Genomic DNA, 21,038 nt, shown 5'->3' with positions numbered 1-21,038 from the left:
TCGGGAAGCGGGGGAAAAGAGCAAGTTAGTCCTTACTTTAAACCCCCACAGTCATTCGTGGGAGCCCTAGTAAACCCGAACGAAAACGTGCCCGCGGTGGGCAGGTGGCACCGGGCTGACGCGGGGCAGCCAAATTTCTGCAATGGCAACACGCACGAAACCGACAGCCCCCCCGAAATGGAGACTGCCCCATTCCAGCTGCCCCATTCCAGCTGAGCGGGGTACGGACGCAGGCTGCGAGCGCAAAAAAATAGCCGGGCGGATTAAACCGCCCGGCTACCGATTCAACAAAGGCTATTTCTTTGCTTTGAACAGAGGATGTTCTGAATTGCCACCGGCACGCAGATAAGCCATCAGATTACGGATTTCAGGTTCCGTTAAGGAATCTAGCAATCCGGCTGGCATCATGCTGTTCTTGGACAATTCAACCGACTCCAGTTCGTCACTCTTGACCGTCGCCAATTGGCTGGGATCAAGCATGTTGGTCATCACGCGGATGTCGTTATTGCTCAGGTTAACGATCTTGCCAACGATCACCTGCCCCGAATCGGTCAGGAACTGCGTCGCTGCATATTGATCGCTAATCGACTGGTTAGGATCGATAACGGCGGTCAGCAAATCCTTGGGACTAAAGCGACCTCCGGCTCCCGTCAGATCGGGACCAAGGACCCCTCCCTGATTGCCAATGCGATGACATTTATAGCACTGTGCAACGGCAAACATCTGCTTGCCTTGCTCAAAATCGTACGCAAATTCGTCATCGTTCAGGACATCGACAAGGTCGTCCATGTGCCACTGCTTGACCATCTCGCGAGGTTCCAAATCGGCCAGTGGATCACGAACCTCAGGTTTGTCTAAGATCTTTCCGAGACTGGTTTTGGTTGCATCGTCCAGGTGCGAAATTGCAGCCTGACGAATGTTTTCCAAAAATCCTCCGAAGGACATTCCACCACGCGAGGACGCGGCGTTTTTGAACCAGCGGAAATAGCGTTTACGGTTCTTTTCATCCCAGCCTTCTTTGGCATCACGAAGCACAAACGCATAGTGAATTTGGTCTTCCTGGGAAGGACCTCCGACCAATTGATCGACCACTCGATCGATCGCATTTGGAGCATTCAAGTAGATCAGGACCAAAGCCATTTCACGGTTAAGCCGTGGATCCGAACTTGGGAAGTGGCTATCAATGCCAGCGATAATCTTGGCTCTCTGATCCTCATCAGGGGCTCCAAGACGGATGAAGCTAAGGCTGTAGGCCCGCAACAAATCAAGTTTCCCAGCCGTATCCAAACCATCGACATCGATCGACAATAAGGTCTGCAAAGCGAGTTTGGAATCGCTTTTTTCACCGGTTCGAGCGAGCGCCACCACTGCAGCCATTTTCGCATTCGGCGAGTCCAAATCGGACAACCGATTTCGCCATGATTCCACAGGTTGATGCTCGAGAGCAATTCGAGCGGCATAGCGGATCTGACGATCGGCGTTCGACAGATTTTCAATCGCAAAATCGACGTTGGCCGCGTTGGCTTCGGGATGGAAATGCAAATCTTCCAAGCGATGCCGGAGGGCTCGCAGTTCTTTGGCTTCAACGGTATCGATGATCGGAGCTGGTGCGGTCGATTCTTTGCCGACATAGCTAACTTGATACAGTCCGGACTGAGTGTTCCGTCCTCCGATGGTGAAATACATATTGCCATCTTTGGGATGGATCACGATGTCGGTAACCGGCAAAGGAGAACCGGTCGAGAAAGTTTCGTATTCCCCGGTGTAGGTACTGCCATCGGGTTTCATGTAAACCGCAAAGATATTGCCGTAGCTCCAGTCCAAGACATAAAGGGCTTGCTGGTACTTCGCCGGGAATTTGGCTCCGGTTCCGAAGCAGATGCCGGTCGGCGAACCTGGTCCGATATTCACAACGGCGCCGACACTGTCGACATAATATTCAGGCCATTTTCCGGTTCCATTGCGCCAGCCGAATTCGCCGCCACTCACAACATGATTGACACGTGTCGGGCGATACCACGGAGTACCAACATCCCATTCCATGTCGGCATCGTAGGTGAACAATTCACCGACGGAATTGAAGGCGATGTCGTATTCATTTCGGAATCCGGTCGCGATCACTTCGAAATTGCTACCGTCAGGATCCATCTTGGCGACGAAACCGCCTGGAGCCAATCGGTTCGCATTGTGGCCACGAGCATCTGGCATACGGCCCAGCAGATGATCTTCATCCCACACGCGAGGGACGCGACTGTGAGGAACTTCCTTAGGAAGAATCGTGTTGTTTCCTCCACACAGATAGATCTGCTTTCCGTCGGGGCTGAGGATCAAAGCGTGAGGACCATGTTCCCCACCTTTGTTCAACGGAAGGATGTGTTCGATCGATTCGAAGCTGCCGTTGTCGTCTTTATCTTGCAGACGATAGACGCCTCCTTCGTCTTTGCCACCGTTGACGTTGACGTAAAGCGAATCGAAGGCATACAGCAAACCTTGGGCGCCTCCAATAGCCGCTTCGACGGGCTCAACCTTCACGGGTTCACTGTCGGTCGCCAGAGTGATTTTGAACAGCCCACCATTCTGATCACAAGCCAACAGATGCCCATCGGGGCCCACGGTCAGACTGACCCACGACCCTTCTGAATCGGAAGGAACTTCATAAACAAGTTCCACCTTAAATCCTTCAGGGACTCGAACCGAATCGGCAGGAGTCGCCCCTAGCCCGGCAGCAGAAAGGCTGGAAAAAAACGAGCCCCACAGCAGGGCGACGGTCGCCATGCTGGAAAGACCGAGAAACCGATACATCATCGTTATTCTATCCTATTAAAGAAAAATACGTTTTAGAGCGAGTTTATATTCTAAACAATACACTGTCGGACCGCGTCACTTAACGCAGCCAATGGATCCCGTTTCGGCATAAATTCGTGTGCTAGGTATCCCTGAAAGCCGGTACCCGCAATCGCTCTAGCAATCGCAGGATAATACAACTCCTGCTGATCATCTAGCTCATGTCGTCCAGGATTGCCGGCCGTGTGGTAATGAGCGAATGCTTCGTGGTGATCCCCAATCGTGCGGATCAAATCCCCCTCCATGATCTGCATATGGTAAAGATCAAACAGCAGCCCAAAGTTCTTCGACCCCAGACGGCGAAACAGTTCGACGCCCCAAGCGGATTGATCGCACATATAGTCCGGATGATCGACGCGACTATTCAGCAATTCCATCACAAGCGTCACCCCCTTTGCCTGCGCCAGCGGCAGAATCTTATCCAGGGCGGTGATACAGTTTTGCATCCCGGTTTCACGATCGATACCACGCGCGTTGCCGGTGAAGCAAATCACATTCGGCCAGCCTTCCGCGGCCGCCGCTTCAATCGATGTGGTCAGGCTCTGCAGACACATGTCATGAAACTGAGGATCACACAACCCTTCCTCTAAGGGGTGCGAGGTGATCATGGTGCAGATCAGGCCATGATCTTTGACCGTTTGAAAATCGTCGGGACCTAGAAGATCAATCCCTGCCATGCCGCGCTGTGCGACTTCGGTTGCCAGCTGGTCAAGCGGCAGGTCGCCGTAGCACCACTGACATACCGACTGCTTCAAACGACCTTGGGTAGCGTCCACTTGCATCGAGAACTCCTTGAAAAAATCCATTGCGAAAATGCGGTCCTGTGGGGGCCGCATTGTCCTAGCAATGGCAGCACGAAGCAACGTGCCGCAAGGAGTGATAAAAGTGGTTTACTGCTGGTACGCCGTCGAGAAGAGGGCGGCTTGCTGTTTGACACGGCCTCCCACTTCATCATCGGCTGCGGCAGCCGCCGCAGCACTCAGTTCCGCACCACGCTTCTTAAATAGATCCAGTGCGGTGTTGACCTGCTGCAGTTTCTCCGTCGCTTGTTGATGAGCCGTTTTAGCGGCGGCAAGCGTCTGTTCTGCGGGAGCCACTTTCGCGGTCAATTCCGCGATCTTTTTATCGACAGCAGCAATCGCGGCAGCTTGCTTATCCGCTTCGGCACGCATGGCCTTGGCTGCAGCAACAAGAGGTCCAACCTTTGCCTGTGCCGCGGCCAATTCGGTACGTTTAGCGGCGACGGCTTGGAGGGCTGTCGCGAAAGCAGTTTCGACGGCAGCGACTTTCGCCTCATCCGATTTGCCTTCAGCCAAAGCCTTGATGGCAGCGGCTGATTCCTGTTGCTTTTGGTCTGCCACAGTACGAAGCTGAGCGCGCTGGGCGGTGAGGTCTGCAACCAGTTTTTCAGCGGCAACTTTTTCCGCATCCTTTGCAGCAACCTGCTTCATTTTTTCCGTCTGCTGATTGACCATCGCCAATTTTTCGGCAGTCACTTTATCTACCTGAGCACGCACGGCTACCAAAGCCGCTTCCGCAGCCTGAACCGGCGGCAAAAGTTTCGCGACTTCCGCTTTAGCAGCTTCACTACGCTGCTCCAAAGAGAGTGGATTGGCGGCAACCGCCCCAGCAACCTTCTTGGCGTCATCGCTATTGAAGACATTAAAGGTTCCGGTCCAGTCTCCAGCGATGACACGCTTGCCATCATGGGTGATCGTGACTTCCAAAACATCCTCTGCCATCGCAGGGAAGTTCGCAATTTCCTTACCTGTCGCATCCCACAGTTTGACTCGGTTATCTTTTCCGCAGGTCACCAACCGGCCCTGGTGATCGAACGCAACATCCATCACGCCTCCACCATGAGCATTCAAGCTTTTGATCGCTTTGCCGTCATTCATTTCGAAAAGTTTGACGGTTCCATCATCGCTAGCGGTCGCCAATACGTTGCTGTCGTCACGCCATGCCAGCGCGTTAATAGGCCCTTTATGGTCGGTCAGATTCAGGTAATTCCGACCGGTATCTGCTTCCCATACCATCAAGCCTGCAGCGCGATCGCAGGAAGCCAACAGAATCCCATCGGGACTGAAGGCAACATCATAAATCCAGTCGGTGTGCTTCTTGATGTCAAACAGCAATTCGCCGCTGCCAAGATCGTAAATACGAAGCATTTTCTGCGGACCGCCAAGAGCGATCTGAGTCATTTTATCGTTTACATCGGCCCCTAAAACCGCATCGAGCTCATCGCCTACGACCGCCAGGCGATCGCCGGTCTTCACGTCATAAACCGCAACGATTCCGAGGGCGGCTCCCTCACCACCACCGGCGATGATAAATCCACCGTCGCGACTGAACCGCAACGAATGGACAAGTCCTTCGGGAAATGGCAAGACACCTGCCAATTGAAGTGTGTCAGTGTTGTAAAGCACAATTTGCTTCTGCCCGCCAACGGCAACCAGTGGAGCCCAAGGACTGGCGGCCAACGACGAAGCGGCCGACGCACGACCACTAACAACCACCGGTTGCTGTAGCACGGTTTGCGGCATCGCAGCATCCCCTTCGGGTCGTCCGCTGCCGGACGCAGAAAACGCCAGCGAATTCTTTTTCTTCTTTGCTTTCGATCCGGAGTTCTCCAACAACCCACCGTTGATCCAAGCGGCGATCATTTCGATTTTCGCAGCATCGATTTTGTCTTGGTTCGGAGGCATCACCGGAGTGTCCTCGTGAGCCACCAATTGCCAAAGACGACTGCTTTCAGCGTCTCCGTCATAGACAATTTCGCCACTACCTCCACCTTCCATCGTGCCGGCATACGTATCAAGCGCCAAACCGCCCTTGGCGTCGCCTTGGTTATGACACGTCAAACATTTCTCTCGAAAGATCGGTTTGATGTGATCTTCATAGGTGATTTTCGCGGCGGCCTTTTCCGCAGGAGCCGCATCCGCGGCGCCGGCGGTGGATACCAACGAAGCAATCATCAGAGTGGAAAGGGCATATCGCAACATGATCAAATCGCTTTGCATGAATCAATTCTAGTGGTTGAAGACAAACTCACGGCTGTTAACAATCGCCCAGAAGACATCTTCTAGACCTTGCTGCTCATTGGCCGCTTCGGAAAGCGAAACCAACAACGCCTTCTTTTCTTCAGCGGTCGGAACTCGACACAAACAACGAATGTAAAGCTGGTCGATCACCTGCTCCGGTGTCAAACCATCATCTTTCAGCATTCGTTCAACAACTTTGCCTTGCGTGATCTTTCCCGAAACCGTCGCACCATTCAGGAGATGCAACGCCTGCGACAGGGATGGGTCCGTCGTTGCTTCACACTCACAAACGGTATCGCGAGCCGATCGTCCAAACGTTGTCAGGAAGTAATTGGAAGTTTTCCCGTCGGCAATCTGCACCGCACGAGCCCCCAATGGCAAGCCACGGAACTTGTCCTTGGTTTCGGTCACCTGACAGATGACGTCCAACATGCTTTCCGCTGGAATTCGTCGCGGTAATGCATGAGTATAGTTACGCGTATCATTTTTGTTCGTTTCATTTGCAACAACCGAACGCTGATAAGCTTCGCTGGCACAAATATCCCGAACCAATTGGCGGAAATCGAATTCATACTCGACCAACTTGTCACCCAAAGTATCGAACAATTCGGGGTTACTTGCTGGGTTGCTGACTCGGATGTCATCGACAGGGTCGACAACACCAACGCCGAGGAAATGTTTCCAGACGCGGTTGGCAAGCGATTTCGCAAAGTAGGGATTTTCCGGAGCGGTCAACCATTCGGCGACTACCGCACGGCGGTCTTTCCCCTTGGTGTCCGCTTCGCCGTCACCGAGGTACGTCGGAGTCATGACACGATTGCCAACGGGATGTCGCACGTCTCCGCTATTGCGGTTGTAAACGATTCGCTCGCGGTAATCTTCTGCGGTCTTACGGCCGATCTGCGAGAAGAAACTAGCAAACCCGTAATAATCGTCCATCGTCCAGCGGTCAAACGGATGGTTGTGGCACTGTGCACATTGGGTCCGAATCCCCATGAAGACCTGGGCCACATTCTCCGACGTCTTTAACGTGTCGCGTTCGATTTCGTAGAAGTTGGTTTGAGGCGTATTGAACGTTCCCCCTTCTGCGGTCAACAGATCGCGTACCATCTGGTCGACGGGAACTTTCCGGGCAAACTTGTCGGTCAACCAGTTGGCATATAGGAAGGCCGATTTATAGCTGACTTGGTTGCTGCTTTTGATCATCAACAGCTGAGCAAATTTCATCGCCCAGATTTCACTGAATTCCTTCTGTTCTAACAGGCGGTTGACCAAAGCAGCACGTTTATCAGGAGCGGCGTCCTGCATGAACTGAGTGTACTCTTCACTTGTCGGCAACATCCCGGTGATATCGATCGTCGCCCGGCGAAGGAATTCCTCGTCACTGCAGATCTCACTCGGCAGGATTCGCAGTTGCTGCATCTTCTTTCCAACCAACTGGTCGATGTAATTCCCCGTGATTTCCGGAGCGGTGTACTCCAACCCTTTTGGCAGAACCAGAACTTGGCTGCCAACTGTATGGGTATCAAAGCGTGCCATGATGAAAGCCTCACCACGGGCTCCGGCAACCGCGTTTCCAAAAGCATCCACGGTCGTTGACGTTGGGTTGTTGGTCGCGAATGCCGCTAGGCGAGAAACGTCGCGAGTGGTTCCGTCAGCGTAGTTTGCCACGGCGACAAAACGCTGGGTTGATTCGGCACCCTCGATCACTGCTTGTGGAGGATAGAAATCTACCGAAGCGACCGCGGGAGGTTGATTGTCCGCTGGGTCAATCGGGGCACCATTTTCCAACCATTCAAGAACGGTTGCATAATAATCGCTATCGGTGTCAAACAATTTGCCACCGGTATGAGGAACGGCGCCAATCGCTTTTTTGATAAACAAGCTTTCTTCAGGAACCGCCAAATTGACTCGGCGGGTTCCAAGTTCGCGAGTGATTCGCAAATAATCGCCATCGGGATCGAACCCGAACAGGCTGAGGTTAAAGCCATCTTTGCCGCGGGCGGCTCCGTGGCAACTGCCCGTGTTACAACCACTACGGGTCAGAACAGGCATGATGTCTTTTTTGAAACTAATTGCTGGGCGCTCAGCCGCATTCTGAACCTTCAGGGGGACCCGCACTTCCTGTCCGTTCAGTTTCGCAACCAGTTCGGTTTCGCCGTCGGCGATCGGCAGCAACTGATGCCCATCTCGCTTGGCCAAGCCTTCGGCGGCAAGTTTCCAATCAACCTGGTCCGTCACATCGACGGTAACCCCATCTTCTCGCGTTAAAACGGCCACAAACGACTGAAAATCGCGGGCTGAGTTCAACAAAACCGAGGTCGGGTAAACGGCCAACGATCCCGCTGGACCACCGGCGGGTGCTGGTACGGAAGCTTCTGGTTCAACACCGATCGCAACCGAAGCGATCAAGCCGAATAAGAGTGAACTGAACGCAAATCGAATTCGATGAGACATAATCGTTCGGGGCCTGGCGAGGGGGGAACTGAGGTGGGGCAGGCGACAAGCAGTTTCGCTTGTCGCAATCATTTTCAGTCGCCTCGCTGCTTAGCGAGGCGGACTGAACTTATAAATTATTTGCTCTCTCGAGCTTGCCGCAGTTGCTCGAGGCGACTGAGCGGTTTTTCTTTAGCAGGTTTCGGTGCCGGTTTCGCTTCGGCTTTGGGTTTCTCTTCTTTCTTAGGCTCATCAACCTTAGGAGGCAGAGGCTTATCAACCCGCAGCTCACCCGTCCCTTGCGTCTGGGTGATAACTCCTTTGTCGCTGATAATCCGGGCCTGCACGTTCAGGGTCTTATGAGTCCCCGGCCGAGCATCTTTAGCAATTGTAATTGGGAAAACCACTTTCTCAGTCTCTGCGGTTACCTTTTGGATCGGTGCTGAAGAAGTAACCCCAGCTGGCAGGCCGACCAATTCGACCTCAGCCTCACCGACAAACTCACGCGAGACACTGACCCCAACAGGGATGGACGATTCCGTCCCCTGTTCGGCTGCGGCCTTAGAAAATTCGAAACCAAAGAAGACGTCCTGGACGTCCACATTGATCGGTTCCGTGGTGATTCGAACGCTTCCGTTATCGCTAGCGGTTGTCGCCACCAGAAACATCGGCCATTCACCAACCGCTGAACTGCCGTTGGCCGTCATCGGAACCTCTACTTCGGTTTTGTCTTTTGCGATCTTACGACTGTTGTTCACCGTAATACCGGGTGGGTTGTACAGCGACCTCAAAGAGATTTCTCCCTCAAACCCTTCATTGCGTTCCACCTTAACGATTAGCGACATCGATCCATTACGAACGATGGGAACTTCAGGCTGGACGACCGTCAGTTTAAAGGGAACGGGCTGAGCTACCGAAACCGCAACGCGGTCGGTATTCCACACCCAAATATTACGACGGTTCTGACCTTGGACCAACTGATGGGTCTGACGCAGATGACCTTCGACGTGAGCATATTTCTTGTCGCTTGGTTTGGCGACAACGTCGACCAGACTTCCCCCAATTTCGGCATCCGCTGCGGCGGACAACAACAAGGGAACCGTCGGGCGGTCGGCTCGCATCGGATAAGCGGTCGCGGTGACACCAGGAGGCAAATTCAAAGCTTCGATATTCAGTTCTCCCCCCAGATCTTTCCGAGCGGCATTCACCATCACAGCCATCTGAGCTCCTTTAGGAACCGGCCACACGACGGCTTGATAGCGATCCAGCTCTGCCAGATCCATATCCATCCGGGGCTTCGCTTCGGTCACTTCGCAGCGATAGTTGTACCCTGGGCCGCCTTGACCCAATTGGTCATTCAGACGGATGTAGTACTTGCCGTCGGCAGCCGCAGTGAATTCACAATAACTGTCCGGTTTACCACCACTGTCATCGTTACCTGTGACTCGCTTGGAATCGGGACCGTAGACATTTACCACGCTGTCCAAAGGGGAGCGAAGTGTTTCACGGGCGTAAACCTGGACAAGATACTTGCGTCCCTTTACACCATCAAAGGCGAAGTAGTCGACATCTCCGGGACCACCAATCACTCCACAAAAAGCCCCTGGAGCGACGGCTGGCGGGGCGGTCTTCAGGTCTTCGTTAGGCTCTTGCTCAAGGGTTACAGGCAATTCATTGACTCGCAACCAGTTCGGCGACGGAGAAACCCCTAACTCTGTTTCGGTGACTGCAGGGAACAGATCGTTCGGCTCCGTTGGCAACTGAATCTGAGCCTCGGCGGACGAACCATCGGGATAGACCAAGTTCGCGGTCAACAAAGTACCTGGTTGCCCTCCAGCGGGCACGACTGCGATGGGGCGAGGGTAGGTGCCGATATGAACGCGATAATAAGCGTCGTTACTACCACCAAAGGAAGCGTCGCGAACCAACACGGTGTAGGTCCCGTCTTTTTCCGCGGTGTAAGAACAGAGTCCATCCTGCTGGAGCAAAGGGATGTCATCACGAGTCGATTTCTCGAAACGCCCTTCATCCAGAATCGCAACATAAGGATCAAGGAAACGATTTCCCTGATTGCTAGCCAAGCGGACGCCCTCGATTTCCACCGACAACGTCTGCCCAGCCTTTAGTTCTACCGCATAAAGATCTTGGTCTTCATTCGTGATCACACCCTCAACGGTTGTGTTCATTTCGATCTTCTGAGGCGTTTCGAAGTCGCTATTCGGTTCGACTTCTTTCACCACAGGCAGAGCCCCCACTCCGATCAAACGCAAACTGGAAATCCCGGTTTCGGTCACCAACCGGAAAGGGTAAAGCCCTGGGGCCATCTCTTTAGCCGCAGTGATCTTCACCTCTACCTTGGCATTATCCAGCGGCTTGACTTCGTCAATTGTCAAGCCAGGCAGATCGGCCAGCACTTGGACCGCATCCTTCAGACGAGCGCCATGCATAACGACGGTGGTTGTCTTTCCGCGTTGGATACCAAACGGCTCCACACGAGTGACAACCGGTTGAGCCGCGAAGCCCGAAACCGACACCAACGAGGTTACTAACAGAAGGAAAGCGATACGTGTCATAAATGACTCCATGCGCCAACAAAAGGAGGGGAGTGGGGGGAGGGGAGGACGCGAGCGACTAAGCCAAGATGCCCTTGATCACTTCGCCACCATCGACAATTTCGATTGGGCGATCACCAGGCGACATCAGTTCTTTGTCGGCAACAATGCCCATCAAGTGATACATGGTCGTTGCAAGGTCGGCGTGGGTGACAGGATTATCTTCGGGCTCAGAGGCGGTCGCATTCGAAGCGCCGTAAATCGTACCACCTTTAATACCGCCACCCGCCATCATCACACTGAACACTTTTGGCCAGTGGTCTCGCCCAGCATCTTTATTAATTTTCGGCGTACGACCGAACTCGGTGGTGACCATCACCAAGGTCTCGTCCAGCATACCTCGCTCAGACAAATCATCCAGCAATGTGCTCAGCGAGCGATCGAAAGCTGGCATGCTTCGCTTGACCCCAGCGGTCAGCTGAGCGTGCATGTCCCAACTACCGTAGGTCAAAGTAACCATCCGGCACCCTGCCTCGACCAATCGGCGGGCCATCAGCATCCGCTGCCCAGCAACATCACGACCGTAGCGGTCACGGAGCTTGTCATCTTCTTTCGAAATATCAAAAGCATCTCGAGCGTTTGGCGAGTTGAGCAAGTCATACGCACGATCGTAGAAAGTCCCCATCGCATCGACATTGTCCGCAGACACCGACCCGGTGAAGCGCCCATTAACGGCATCCAAAGCGGCACGCCGCCGAGCAAAACGCTCAGCATCCACACCACTCGCCAGATTCAAATCCCGAACCTTAAAAGTCGACCGACTAGGATCGTCCCCCAAGGCAAACGGGCCATAGGAGCTACTTAAGTACCCGCTTCCGGCAAACTCGTTCGGCACATTGGGGACACAAACGTAGGGTGGCAAATCGTTACGAGGGCCGTACTCGTGACTGACAACCGAACCAAAACTTGGATAAATCAACGCGGGACTGGGCTTATACCCAGTGAACATATTATGCGTCCCACGTTCGTGAGCCGCTTCGCCGTGAGTCATCGAACGAATGATAGCAAACTTATCGGCTCGCTTGGCCAAACCGGGCACCGAGTTACAAAAGACTTCGCCCGTATTGGTCTTGACCGTCCCAAACTCCCCTCGATATTCAAGAGGGCTGTAAGGTTTCGGATCAAAGGACTCATGCTGAGGCAGCCCGCCCGGCAAAAAGACATGAATAACGTTCTTCGCTTTCGCTTCAATAAACTCATAACTTTTCTGATCAGCCCGAGCTTGCTGGGCCATCATCAAATCACCTAAAGTCAGCCCCGCACCGGTGAGCGCTCCAGCGGCTAGAAATCCACGGCGGCTAAACACATTTCCTGAGCAACGATTCATTGTCAAAACTCCCGTACGGTCGGCAGGGCTGAACCTCGAAAACAGAAGATCAGCGTAAGGTGGGTTGTTGATTGCTGTCTTGTGAATAAAAAGACGGTGACAAGCTTCTTAACAGAAGCATCACAGTCTTCGACCGCGTCTCAGTTAGGTCATTCGCATCCTTACGTCGAAGGAAGCGGCTGACAACTGCCAGAGCGGCTGGGCAGGCTACTGCGAGAAGGGGTCGCAGTCGTATGGCGGGGCACTTTTCTGAAGGGGCATTTGGTGGTTTAGACTTCGACAGTCTCCCGTGGTCTGCCCTCCAGTTGGTAGGTGTTTCACGAACATTGTAACGAGTTGATTAAGCAATGTCAAAGAACTTTCCGGCTAGTCCGGGTTATGCATCGCGTTCCAATTAGAACGTTTAATTCGACCATCCGAACCCCAAGAAACTCAAAATTCGGTTGTTTTTCCAATACCTAACGGTGCGTGATTGACTTTAACGACTTGGCCGCTAACCTAACTGACAGGCAGCACGGCCGTTCCATGCTGCCTATCTTGCCCCACCTACCGAGGATTGACCTCATTAGGGCAAGTTTACGAAGAATCCTGGTCGCCTGGACTTCAGGAACTGACCATATGCACACCTGAGGTTCTAGGGACGCGAGCCGCTAACAGGCTCTTGCATATTTTTGGCACGGACTGCCGCCCAAGCAACCAACGCCAATTTTTTCCCTTTCTGGAGAACAAAATCCAATGAGTCGTAAAGCTTTCACCCTTGTCGCCATGTTTGCAGTTGCAGCCCTCCTAACCGCCCCAGCTCAAGCCGGCGGCCTATTCAGCCACGGCTTGTTCAAGCGTGGTTGTGGCGGCGGACTGCTAAAAGGCGGCTGCCACACATCCGCTTGTGCACCAGCACCTAGCTGCTGCGAAGTGACCACCAGCTGCTGCGAACCAGTTGCTCAACCCAGCTGCTGCGGCACACCTGCTCCTGCACCACAGCCAAGCTGCTGCGGTGGAGAAGTCATCATGGAAGGAACGATCGTAGGCGAAGTGGTTGTCGTCGAAGAAGCTGCTCCAGCTCCAGAAGCAACCAGCGAAGAAGCTCCTCCAGCACCAGCTCCAGAAGCTAAAGCCAAACCAGCTCCTAAAGCCGAAGCTAAACCAGCTCCTAAAGCCGAAGCCAAACCAGCTCCTAAAGCCGAAGCCAAACCAGCTCCTAAAGCCGAAGCCAAAGCTGCCCCTAAAGCCGAAGCTAAACCAGCTGCACCTAAGGTCGAAGCTCCAGCTGCACCTAAGGTCGAAGCTCCAGCTGCACCTAAGGTCGAAGCTCCAGCTGCACCTAAGGTCGAAGCTCCAGCTGCTAAATAGTTCAGCCTGCTCAACGAGCAAGCCATGAACCCAAACGACGAAAAGAGGACGCATATCCATGCGTCCTCTTTTTTTACGCCCACACGAAACAGGCCCCACGCACCAGGGACTCGCCATCAGGAGCGATTCCCACCGGACGGAACCAATACCGGGTGCCTTCCAGGGGAACCGGCTTTGCGGTGAGAACGTTTCGATTGCGCCGGCGATCAAAGGTTGTGCGGCCGGACGGCTCGCGCCGTTCCGCTAAAAAGTGGCGTGACTGGTTATTGGAATTTACAACGGATAAAAACCTGGCTCCCCTCGCCCTAAAAACAAGCTCGTTTAAATCAGGCTTGATATTGGACCATAGATTCGCCAGCCCGGCCGATCGACTGCAAATTAAGGGCTTGTTTTTGGGGAGAGGGGCAGGGGGAGAGGGGCAGACAGAGACAGGGCAAGGAGCGACTCAACGGCTTGAAAACACCGAACGTTAAATAGGCACTCCCCGCAAAATCGCCTCGCGAAAATCCCCTCACCCCAAGCTGCGGGCGTTTCCCGGGGACTTGGCTGCGTGGCGCGAACGTTTCGATTACACCGGCGATCAAAGGGTGCGCGGCCGGACGGCTCGCGCCGTTCCGCTAAGAAGTGGCGCGACTGGTTATTGGAATTTACAACGGATAAAAACCTGGCTCCCCTCGCCCTAAAAACAAGCTCGCTTGAATCAGGTTTGATATTGGACCATCCATTCGTCAGCCCGGCCGATCGACTGCAAATTAAGGGCTTGTTTTTGGGGAGAGGGGCAGGGGGAGAGGGGCAGATAGAGACAGGGCAAGGAGCGACTCAACGGCTTGAAAATACCGAACGTTAAATAGGCACTCCCCGCAAAATCGCCTCGCGAAAATCCCCCCCCCAAGCTGCGGGCGATTCCCGGGGACTTGGCTGCGTGGCGCGAACGTTTCGATTACACCGGCGATCAAAGGTTGCGCGGCCGGACGGCTCGCGCCGCTCCGCTCCGCTAAGAAGTGGCGCGACTGGTTATTGGAATTTACAACGGATAAAAACCTGGCTCCCCTCGCCCTAAAAGCAAGCACGTTTGAATCAGATTTGATCTCGGACCATCCATTCGTCAGCCCGGCCGATCGACTGCAAATTAGGGGCTTGTTTTTGGGGAGAGGGGCAGGGGGAGAGGGGCAGATAGAGACAGGGCAAGGAGCGACTCAACGGCTTGAAAATACCGAACGTTAAATAGGCACTCCCCGCAAAATCGCCTCGCGAAAATCCCCTCCCCCCAAGCTGCGGGCGATTTCCGGGGACTTGGCTGCATAGCGCGAACGTTTCGATTACACCAGCGACCAAAGGGTGCGCGGCCGGACGGCTCGCGCCGTTCCGCTAAGAAGTGGCGCGACTGGTTATTGGAATTTACAACGGATAAAAACCTGGCTCCCCTCGCCCTAAAAACAAGCTCGTTTAAATCAGGCTTGATATTGGACCATAGATTCGCCAGCCCGGCCGATCGACTGCAAATTAAGGGCTTGTTTTTGGGGAGAAGGGCAGGGGGAGAGGGGCAGACAGAGACAGGGCAAGGAGCGACTCAACGGCTTGAAAACACCGAACGTTAAATAGGCACTCCCCGCAAAATCGCCTCGCGAAAATCCCCTCACCCCAAGCAGCGGGCGATTTCCGGGGACTTGGCTGCGTGGCGCGAACGTTTCGATTGCGTCGGCGTTCAAAGGTTGTGCGGCCGGACGGCTCGCGCCGTTCCGCTAAGAAGTGGCGCGACTGGTTATTGGAATTTACAACGGATAAAAACCTGGCTCCCCTCGCCCTAAAAGCAAGCACGTTTGCATCAGATTTGATCTCGGACCATCCATTCGTCAGCCCGGCCGATCGACTGCAAATTAAGGGCTTGTTTTTGGGGAGAGGGGCAGGGGGAGAGGGGCAGACAGAGACAGAGCAAGGAGCGACTCAACGGCTTGAAAATACCGAACGTTAAATAAGCACTCCCCGCAAAATCGCCTCGCGAAAATCCCCGTCCCCTAAGCAAGCGGGCGTTTCCCGGGGACTTGGCTGCGCGGCGCGAACGTTTCGATTGCGCTGGCGATCAAAGGTTGCGCGGCCGGACGGCTCGCGCCGTTCCGCTAAGAAAGAGGATGGCACCGAACTTGCGCCGCAGCACCCCCCACCCCAAAAGTCCGGACGCTCCGGACGATGCTTGCGGAGAGTAGGAGGCACGCCGCCTGACTCTCCTGCGTGATTAAGAGGCTAGGCCTCCTGCGGTTACGCCTTGCCTTTTTGGAACTTGGCTTTGGCGTGCGGAGCAGGTCCCTTGGTCTTGGCTTTGTTTTTTCGGAATGGCTTTTTGCCACCTCCGCCATGCCCGCTGCCTTGATGATGGGAAGGCTTTGAATGGCTGGACTTTCCAGCGAAACCGCCTTCGGCTCCCTCGTCTCCGGCAACACGAATCCGCAACTGCCGGCCACTGACCCAAGTGTTCCGCAACGTTTGGTAAATGTCGCGTGGCATTCCTTCGGGAAGATCAACCGTGCTGTAGGTTTCGTGAATCGAAATCGGCCCAATGGAATTCCCTTGAATCCCGGCTTCATTGGCAATGGCCCCGACAAAATTGCCTGGCTGAACACCATCGCGAGCTCCAACTTCAAGCCGGTAACGAGTCATGCCCGCTGCTGGTGGCCCAACACGTCTCCCTGCAGGTCGCCCGCCACGGAATTCGCCTCGCTCGCGACCAGAGCGGCCGCCGCGATCTTCCATTTCTCGCTGCTTCTTCTTTGCTTTCGGCTGAGGCTTCATCAGGAACGGACGCCCCTGCTGACAGATTTCAGCAAGTGCTGCTGCGATCATGTCGAGCGGCTTTTCGGTTTCCTCTGCGTACTCAGCGATCATCTTTTTAAAGAGCGACAGATCTTGCGAAGCACTAACTTCAGTGATCTGTTCTTTAAAGCGTTCGATACGATGAGCGTTGATTTCATCAACCGATGGAGCCTGCACGATTTCGATTGGCTGATTGGTCAAACGCTCGATCCCGGACAATCGGCCTCGCTGGCCGCCCGTCAGAAAGATGATCGCTTCGCCACTTCGGCCAGCACGTCCGGTTCGCCCGATACGGTGAACGTAAGATTCGCCATCGTGCGGCAGGTCGTAATTGAAGACGTGGCTGATTCGCGGCACGTCCAACCCTCGAGCTGCAACGTCGGTCGCGACCAAGATATCCAGCTGCTTGTTCTTAAGCTGGTCGATCGTACGCTCACGAGTCTTCTGCGGCATGTCTCCATTAAGAGCTACCGCTTTCAGGCCGGCCTGATTCAATTCTTCTGCAACGGTAAGCGTTGCTTCACGGGTTTTCGTAAAGACAATCACGCCGTCGGTCGCCTCGATTTCCAAGAATCGCAGCAGGACGTCGATCTTATTGCGGACAGGAACAAGAACCGCACGCTGGCGGATCGATTCCGCTGTCATCGTCTTCCGCTCAACGGTGACCTTCGCTGGATTGTTCAGGTATCGCTGAGCGATACTGCGAATCGGAGCGGGCAAGGTGGCCGAGAAGAGAGCGACTTGGCGATCTTTGGGAGTCTGGTCCAAGACAAACTGGACGTCTTCCAAGAATCCCATGTTGAGCATTTCGTCCGCTTCGTCCAAGACCAAGCATTCGATCTGGCTTAGATCAAGCGACCCACGCTTGACGTGATCGATCACGCGACCTGGGGTCCCGACCACAACCTGCACGCCACGACGAAGGGCACGAAACTGAGCTTCGTAGTCCTGCCCGCCGTAAATCGCGACGCCACGGAAATCCTGAACGAATCTGCCATAGGTTGAAAAAGACTTAGCAACCTGAATCGCCAACTCTCGCGTTGGAGCCAGAACCAAGACCTGCGGGATCCCCTTCTGAGTGTCGATCCGAGAGAGAATCGGAAGTGCAAATGCCGCCGTCTTGCCAGTTCCCGTTTGGGACTGAGCCAAAACATCGCGGCCATCCAACATGTAAGGAATAATCTGGGCCTGAATGTCGGTCGGAATTGTATAACCCGATTTCTCGACAGCCTCTTGAACGGACGGATGCAAGGCGATGGCCGCAAACCCTTCAGGTTCCGCAGCAACTTCAACAACCGGAGCGGCGACTTCAGCAACCGGAGCGGCGACTTCAGCAACCGGAGCGGCGACTTCAGCAACCGGAGCGGCGACTTCAGCAACCGGAGCGGCGACTTCAGCAACCGGAGCGGCGACTTCAGCAACCGGAGCGGCGACTTCAGCAACCGGAGCGGCGACTTCAGCAACCGGAGCGGCTTCTTCAGCGACCGGAGCAGCGGCTTCAGCAACCGGAGCGGCGACTTCAGCAACCGGAGCGGCGACTTCAGCAACCGGAGCGGCGACTTCAGCAACCGGAGCGGCTTCTTCAGCGACCGGAGCAGCGGCTTCAGCGACCGGAGCAGCTTCTTCAGCGACCGGAGCAGCTTCTTCAGCAACCGGAGCGGCGGCTTCAGCAACCGGAGCGGCGACTTCAGCAACCGGAGCAGCGACTTCAGCAACCGGAGCAGCGACTTCAGCAACCGGAGCAGCGACTTCAGCAACCGGAGCGGCGATTTCAGCAACCGGAGCGGCGATTTCAGCAACCGGAGCGGCGATTTCAGCAACCGGAGCGGCTTCTTCAGCAACCGGAGCGGCGACTTCAGCAACCGGAGCGGCGGCTTCAGCAACCGGAGCAGCAGCTTGTTTTGCAACCGGAGCGGCAGGTTCTACTTCCACAGGATCACGAAGTCCCAGCTCGATGAGCAGTTGTTCGATATCACTTTCAGGTTGCGGTACGGGCGTATTTTCAGCATTCATTATTGGCGGCTCGATGAGCGGACACGGTTCACGAATCACTGCACAAACAGCGACTCGCTTCGTTCACCAAGCAGAACCGGAGGGTATCCGGAGATGCTGAAACCGACCGAAATCGGAGAGAATGCATAGAAGACTTGTCGCCGGCGAGCCCATTAGGTGCGTGGATGCGAAAACGTCTCGCATCAGTCAAACGGCCTTGATCCATACCAAGACGCGATTCAACTCGAAGCTGTGAATACTTCGATTGGCTCGTTACGAGGAGATACAGTAACGGACCAGCCCTGGAAACGATAGGAGCGAATTCGCAAAAAGGCTGAAAAATACGGCATCACGCAGCGACCATCGGCCTTGCCGAATATAGCGATTATGCCATGACAGGCGTGCCAACGGTGTCAAACGACCACTCAGACACTCATAACTTCCCGTTCACTGAACTTGGTGAGGTTCTCGTGAGTCCTGACAACTTCCAGGAACTTGTCCTCATTGACCGGTTTGCCAATAAAGTCATCCACCCCCATCGCGGCACAACGTGCCTGAGTTTCCGCATCATCGGAAGCACTCAGGACCACCACGGGCGGAGGCGGCAAATGGTCCCCTTTCTTGTCTCGCATCGCCTGCAGTATCGAGATTCCGTCTCCATCGGGAAGCGTCAGATCGAGCAGCAACAGGTCGGGCTTCGGAGCGCGAGCAAAAACCCCTTCGCACTCCAAGAACGCCGTCGCTTCAGCTGCCGTACGCACCAACGTCAAACGATGCCGAACGCCGCTCCGACGCAATGCATGGATTGTGATCCGGGCGTCTAACAACCCGTCTTCAACAAGAAGGATTTCCATCGGCTTGTTGTTGGATGATTCGATAAACATTCGCAGACGTCTCCAGAGAACCGGGGGGCCGACCAAACAGGACTAAAGTGATGCGCGACTGCAAGAACGGTCCGCCAACCGCCTCTCCAAACGCTCATGAGCATCCCAGCGAGCATCAAATAGCCGCGTCTCTTCAACAATCAACGCGAATTGCTCGGCCGCCAATCCTCGATATTGTAATTCCTCGGCGCGCTCACAGAGTTCACTAATCTCAAGATAGAGAGCGCAGTGCTGGCGTTTCGCGTTGGCCGCTTCAGGCATCGCCAATTCTTGAGCGACTGTGATAAAACCATACGCCTCCTCCAGTGCAAACTGAAGAGCCAGATGATCACGAAGGTCATCCAGCAAACGCACTAATTGACTTGCCACTTTCGCACGCGGCTCGATCGATTCGAAGCATGCGTGGATTTCATCGCGGGTCCGCCAGAGATCCAGGTTACTGTCTTTGATCTCTTGCAAAAAGGCTGGGTTGACCGTGACCGTAGCGTTAACGATTCCAACGGCAGTTTTCACTGACATGATAAGAGTCCTCCAAGGTGACCCGAACGCGGGAACCTGGGTGGATGCACCCAGACAAGAACCTCAGCGTAAGAGTCGCGCACCCCCGCCGTCAAGCAAATTCTTGATTCAAAAAACCAAAACTTTCTCAACAAGGGACCGGCAGGATTCCATTAATGCCACATGAGGTGACATAACCAGCCCTTAACCCGCCTCCCAACCAGCCAATACCTGTCCCACGAGGGGACCGGAACCGGCCCGGAAGAGCCTTCTTCGAACGAGCCGCCTCTTTAGTAATCGTTTGCCGAAATCACTTCGTAATTGTTACGAGTCGACAACGCCTGAAACACCTCTAAATCAATGGTGTCCGCAAGATAACGAGTCGCACCATCGGCCAACGAAAAGTTCGCCCCTGATGGGTGCTGGCTACTGAAATCCTCGAAGTGGCCAACGGCATCGTTGGGAACGTGGTCCGCAACTCCGACGACACGAGCCTCCGCAGCATTTGCTTCGTGGATCACACCGTGCCAGACGACTCCACCCAGCTTGCTACTCCGTTCGCCAAACATCAGCGTTGAACTAAGTCCATCGATCGCATCGCGAAACTTATGAGCACTATTTCCATAAAACAATCCGTCTCCGGCATAAGGATTGTCATGCAAATCGAAGGTCCCAAAAACGCCGACATAGTTCGCTTTGGCAATTCGGAATAACGGATCGGTATGATCCACGTTTTCAACTTCGTGCTCGTGCTCGTGCCCTTCCTCTTCATGTTCGTCTTCGTCCTCATGGCCATGGCCGTGACCATCCCCTTCGGATTCACCGATCGAAAAGATGTCAGGACCTGGATCGCTGGGACAGATATAGGAGGGAATCACCTGTTCAAGCAACGAAGCATGAACGGGATGATCGATGGGGAGCGAAAATTGAATTCGGTCGTGGACATTCGTCTGTTCCATTTGAGGAAGCAGTGCAGCAGCCCACCCCCAACCGGGCGAACCTGAAGTTCCGACAGATTCCCAACCGGCGGGAAAACGCCCGAAGGTGTCGTGATAGTTATGCGACGCCAAAGCGATTTGCTTCATATTGCTCTGGCAACTGATTCGCCGCACCGCTTCGCGAGCCGCCTGGACCGCGGGAAGCAACAAACCGACCAAAATGCCGATAATGGCGATTACCACCAACAATTCCACCAAAGTAAAACCGCGCGCACGAGGTCCTGAGTTCATCTTATAAATCCTGCGAA

General features: G+C 54.4%; 11 protein-coding genes. 1 reads left to right on the top strand and 10 read right to left on the bottom strand.

The window, feature by feature from the left end:
• Positions 1-294 precede the first annotated feature (294 nt).
• From FF011L_RS07305 to FF011L_RS07280, 6 genes are all read right to left on the bottom strand, one after another.
• Positions 295-2,805, bottom strand: coding sequence for a c-type cytochrome (locus FF011L_RS07305; RefSeq protein ID WP_246109792.1), 2,511 nt, complete (start codon positions 2,803-2,805; stop codon positions 295-297).
• A 50-nt stretch (positions 2,806-2,855) separates the two neighbouring features.
• Positions 2,856-3,626: a hydroxypyruvate isomerase family protein gene (locus FF011L_RS07300; protein ID WP_246109791.1), complete on the bottom strand. Its 771-nt coding sequence runs from the start codon at positions 3,624-3,626 to the stop codon at positions 2,856-2,858.
• Between the two features lie 108 nt (positions 3,627-3,734).
• Complete coding sequence (locus tag FF011L_RS07295) at positions 3,735-5,864, bottom strand: c-type cytochrome domain-containing protein (protein ID WP_145350990.1); 2,130 nt, start codon at positions 5,862-5,864, stop codon at positions 3,735-3,737.
• 9 nt (positions 5,865-5,873) lie between these two features.
• Entirely contained in the window at positions 5,874-8,342 is a 2,469-nt protein-coding gene (locus FF011L_RS07290) for a DUF1549 and DUF1553 domain-containing protein (RefSeq protein WP_145350989.1), read from the bottom strand.
• A 116-nt stretch (positions 8,343-8,458) separates the two neighbouring features.
• Positions 8,459-10,894, bottom strand: coding sequence for a PPC domain-containing protein (locus FF011L_RS07285; RefSeq protein ID WP_218933071.1), 2,436 nt, complete (start codon positions 10,892-10,894; stop codon positions 8,459-8,461).
• 58 nt (positions 10,895-10,952) lie between these two features.
• Complete coding sequence (locus FF011L_RS07280; protein WP_145350987.1) at positions 10,953-12,260, bottom strand: DUF1501 domain-containing protein; 1,308 nt, start codon at positions 12,258-12,260, stop codon at positions 10,953-10,955.
• Positions 12,261-12,995: 735 nt separating this feature from the next.
• On the opposite strand from FF011L_RS07280, the gene FF011L_RS07275 reads away from it, so the two are divergent.
• Entirely contained in the window at positions 12,996-13,610 is a 615-nt protein-coding gene (locus tag FF011L_RS07275) for a hypothetical protein (RefSeq protein ID WP_145350986.1), read from the top strand.
• 2,256 nt (positions 13,611-15,866) lie between these two features.
• Here the strand turns inward: FF011L_RS07275 and FF011L_RS07270 are convergent.
• From FF011L_RS07270 to FF011L_RS07255, 4 genes are all read right to left on the bottom strand, one after another.
• Positions 15,867-18,431, bottom strand: a complete 2,565-nt coding sequence (locus FF011L_RS07270; protein ID WP_145350985.1) for a DEAD/DEAH box helicase — start codon at positions 18,429-18,431, stop codon at positions 15,867-15,869.
• 404 nt (positions 18,432-18,835) lie between these two features.
• Positions 18,836-19,294 carry a response regulator gene (locus tag FF011L_RS07265; RefSeq protein ID WP_246109790.1) on the bottom strand — a complete coding sequence of 153 codons (459 nt, stop codon included), beginning with the start codon at positions 19,292-19,294 and terminating at the stop codon, positions 18,836-18,838.
• 42 nt (positions 19,295-19,336) lie between these two features.
• Positions 19,337-19,813, bottom strand: coding sequence for a hypothetical protein (locus FF011L_RS07260; protein WP_145350984.1), 477 nt, complete (start codon positions 19,811-19,813; stop codon positions 19,337-19,339).
• Between the two features lie 269 nt (positions 19,814-20,082).
• Positions 20,083-21,021 carry a DUF1559 domain-containing protein gene (locus FF011L_RS07255; protein WP_145350983.1) on the bottom strand — a complete coding sequence of 313 codons (939 nt, stop codon included), beginning with the start codon at positions 21,019-21,021 and terminating at the stop codon, positions 20,083-20,085.
• Positions 21,022-21,038 lie beyond the last annotated feature (17 nt).

The sequence above is a fragment of the Roseimaritima multifibrata genome (assembly GCF_007741495.1).
In the GTDB taxonomy this organism is placed as follows: domain Bacteria; phylum Planctomycetota; class Planctomycetia; order Pirellulales; family Pirellulaceae; genus Roseimaritima; species Roseimaritima multifibrata.
The sequence above is the reverse complement of the archived record's forward strand: the minus strand, read 5'-3'. Positions and strand labels throughout refer to the sequence as shown.

What these genes read in the sequence shown, in the direction of transcription:
- FF011L_RS07305 (WP_246109792.1), bottom strand. Translation starts at nt 2,805, where the DNA reads ATGATGTATCGGTTTCTCGGTCTTTCCAGCATGGCGACCGTCGCCCTG.
- FF011L_RS07300 (WP_246109791.1), bottom strand. Translation starts at nt 3,626, where the DNA reads ATGCAAGTGGACGCTACCCAAGGTCGTTTGAAGCAGTCGGTATGTCAG.
- FF011L_RS07295 (WP_145350990.1), bottom strand. Translation starts at nt 5,864, where the DNA reads ATGCAAAGCGATTTGATCATGTTGCGATATGCCCTTTCCACTCTGATG.
- FF011L_RS07290 (WP_145350989.1), bottom strand. Translation starts at nt 8,342, where the DNA reads ATGTCTCATCGAATTCGATTTGCGTTCAGTTCACTCTTATTCGGCTTG.
- FF011L_RS07285 (WP_218933071.1), bottom strand. Translation starts at nt 10,894, where the DNA reads ATGACACGTATCGCTTTCCTTCTGTTAGTAACCTCGTTGGTGTCGGTT.
- FF011L_RS07280 (WP_145350987.1), bottom strand. Translation starts at nt 12,260, where the DNA reads ATGAATCGTTGCTCAGGAAATGTGTTTAGCCGCCGTGGATTTCTAGCC.
- FF011L_RS07275 (WP_145350986.1), top strand. Translation starts at nt 12,996, where the DNA reads ATGAGTCGTAAAGCTTTCACCCTTGTCGCCATGTTTGCAGTTGCAGCC.
- FF011L_RS07270 (WP_145350985.1), bottom strand. Translation starts at nt 18,431, where the DNA reads ATGAATGCTGAAAATACGCCCGTACCGCAACCTGAAAGTGATATCGAA.
- FF011L_RS07265 (WP_246109790.1), bottom strand. Translation starts at nt 19,294, where the DNA reads ATGTTTATCGAATCATCCAACAACAAGCCGATGGAAATCCTTCTTGTT.
- FF011L_RS07260 (WP_145350984.1), bottom strand. Translation starts at nt 19,813, where the DNA reads ATGTCAGTGAAAACTGCCGTTGGAATCGTTAACGCTACGGTCACGGTC.
- FF011L_RS07255 (WP_145350983.1), bottom strand. Translation starts at nt 21,021, where the DNA reads ATGAACTCAGGACCTCGTGCGCGCGGTTTTACTTTGGTGGAATTGTTG.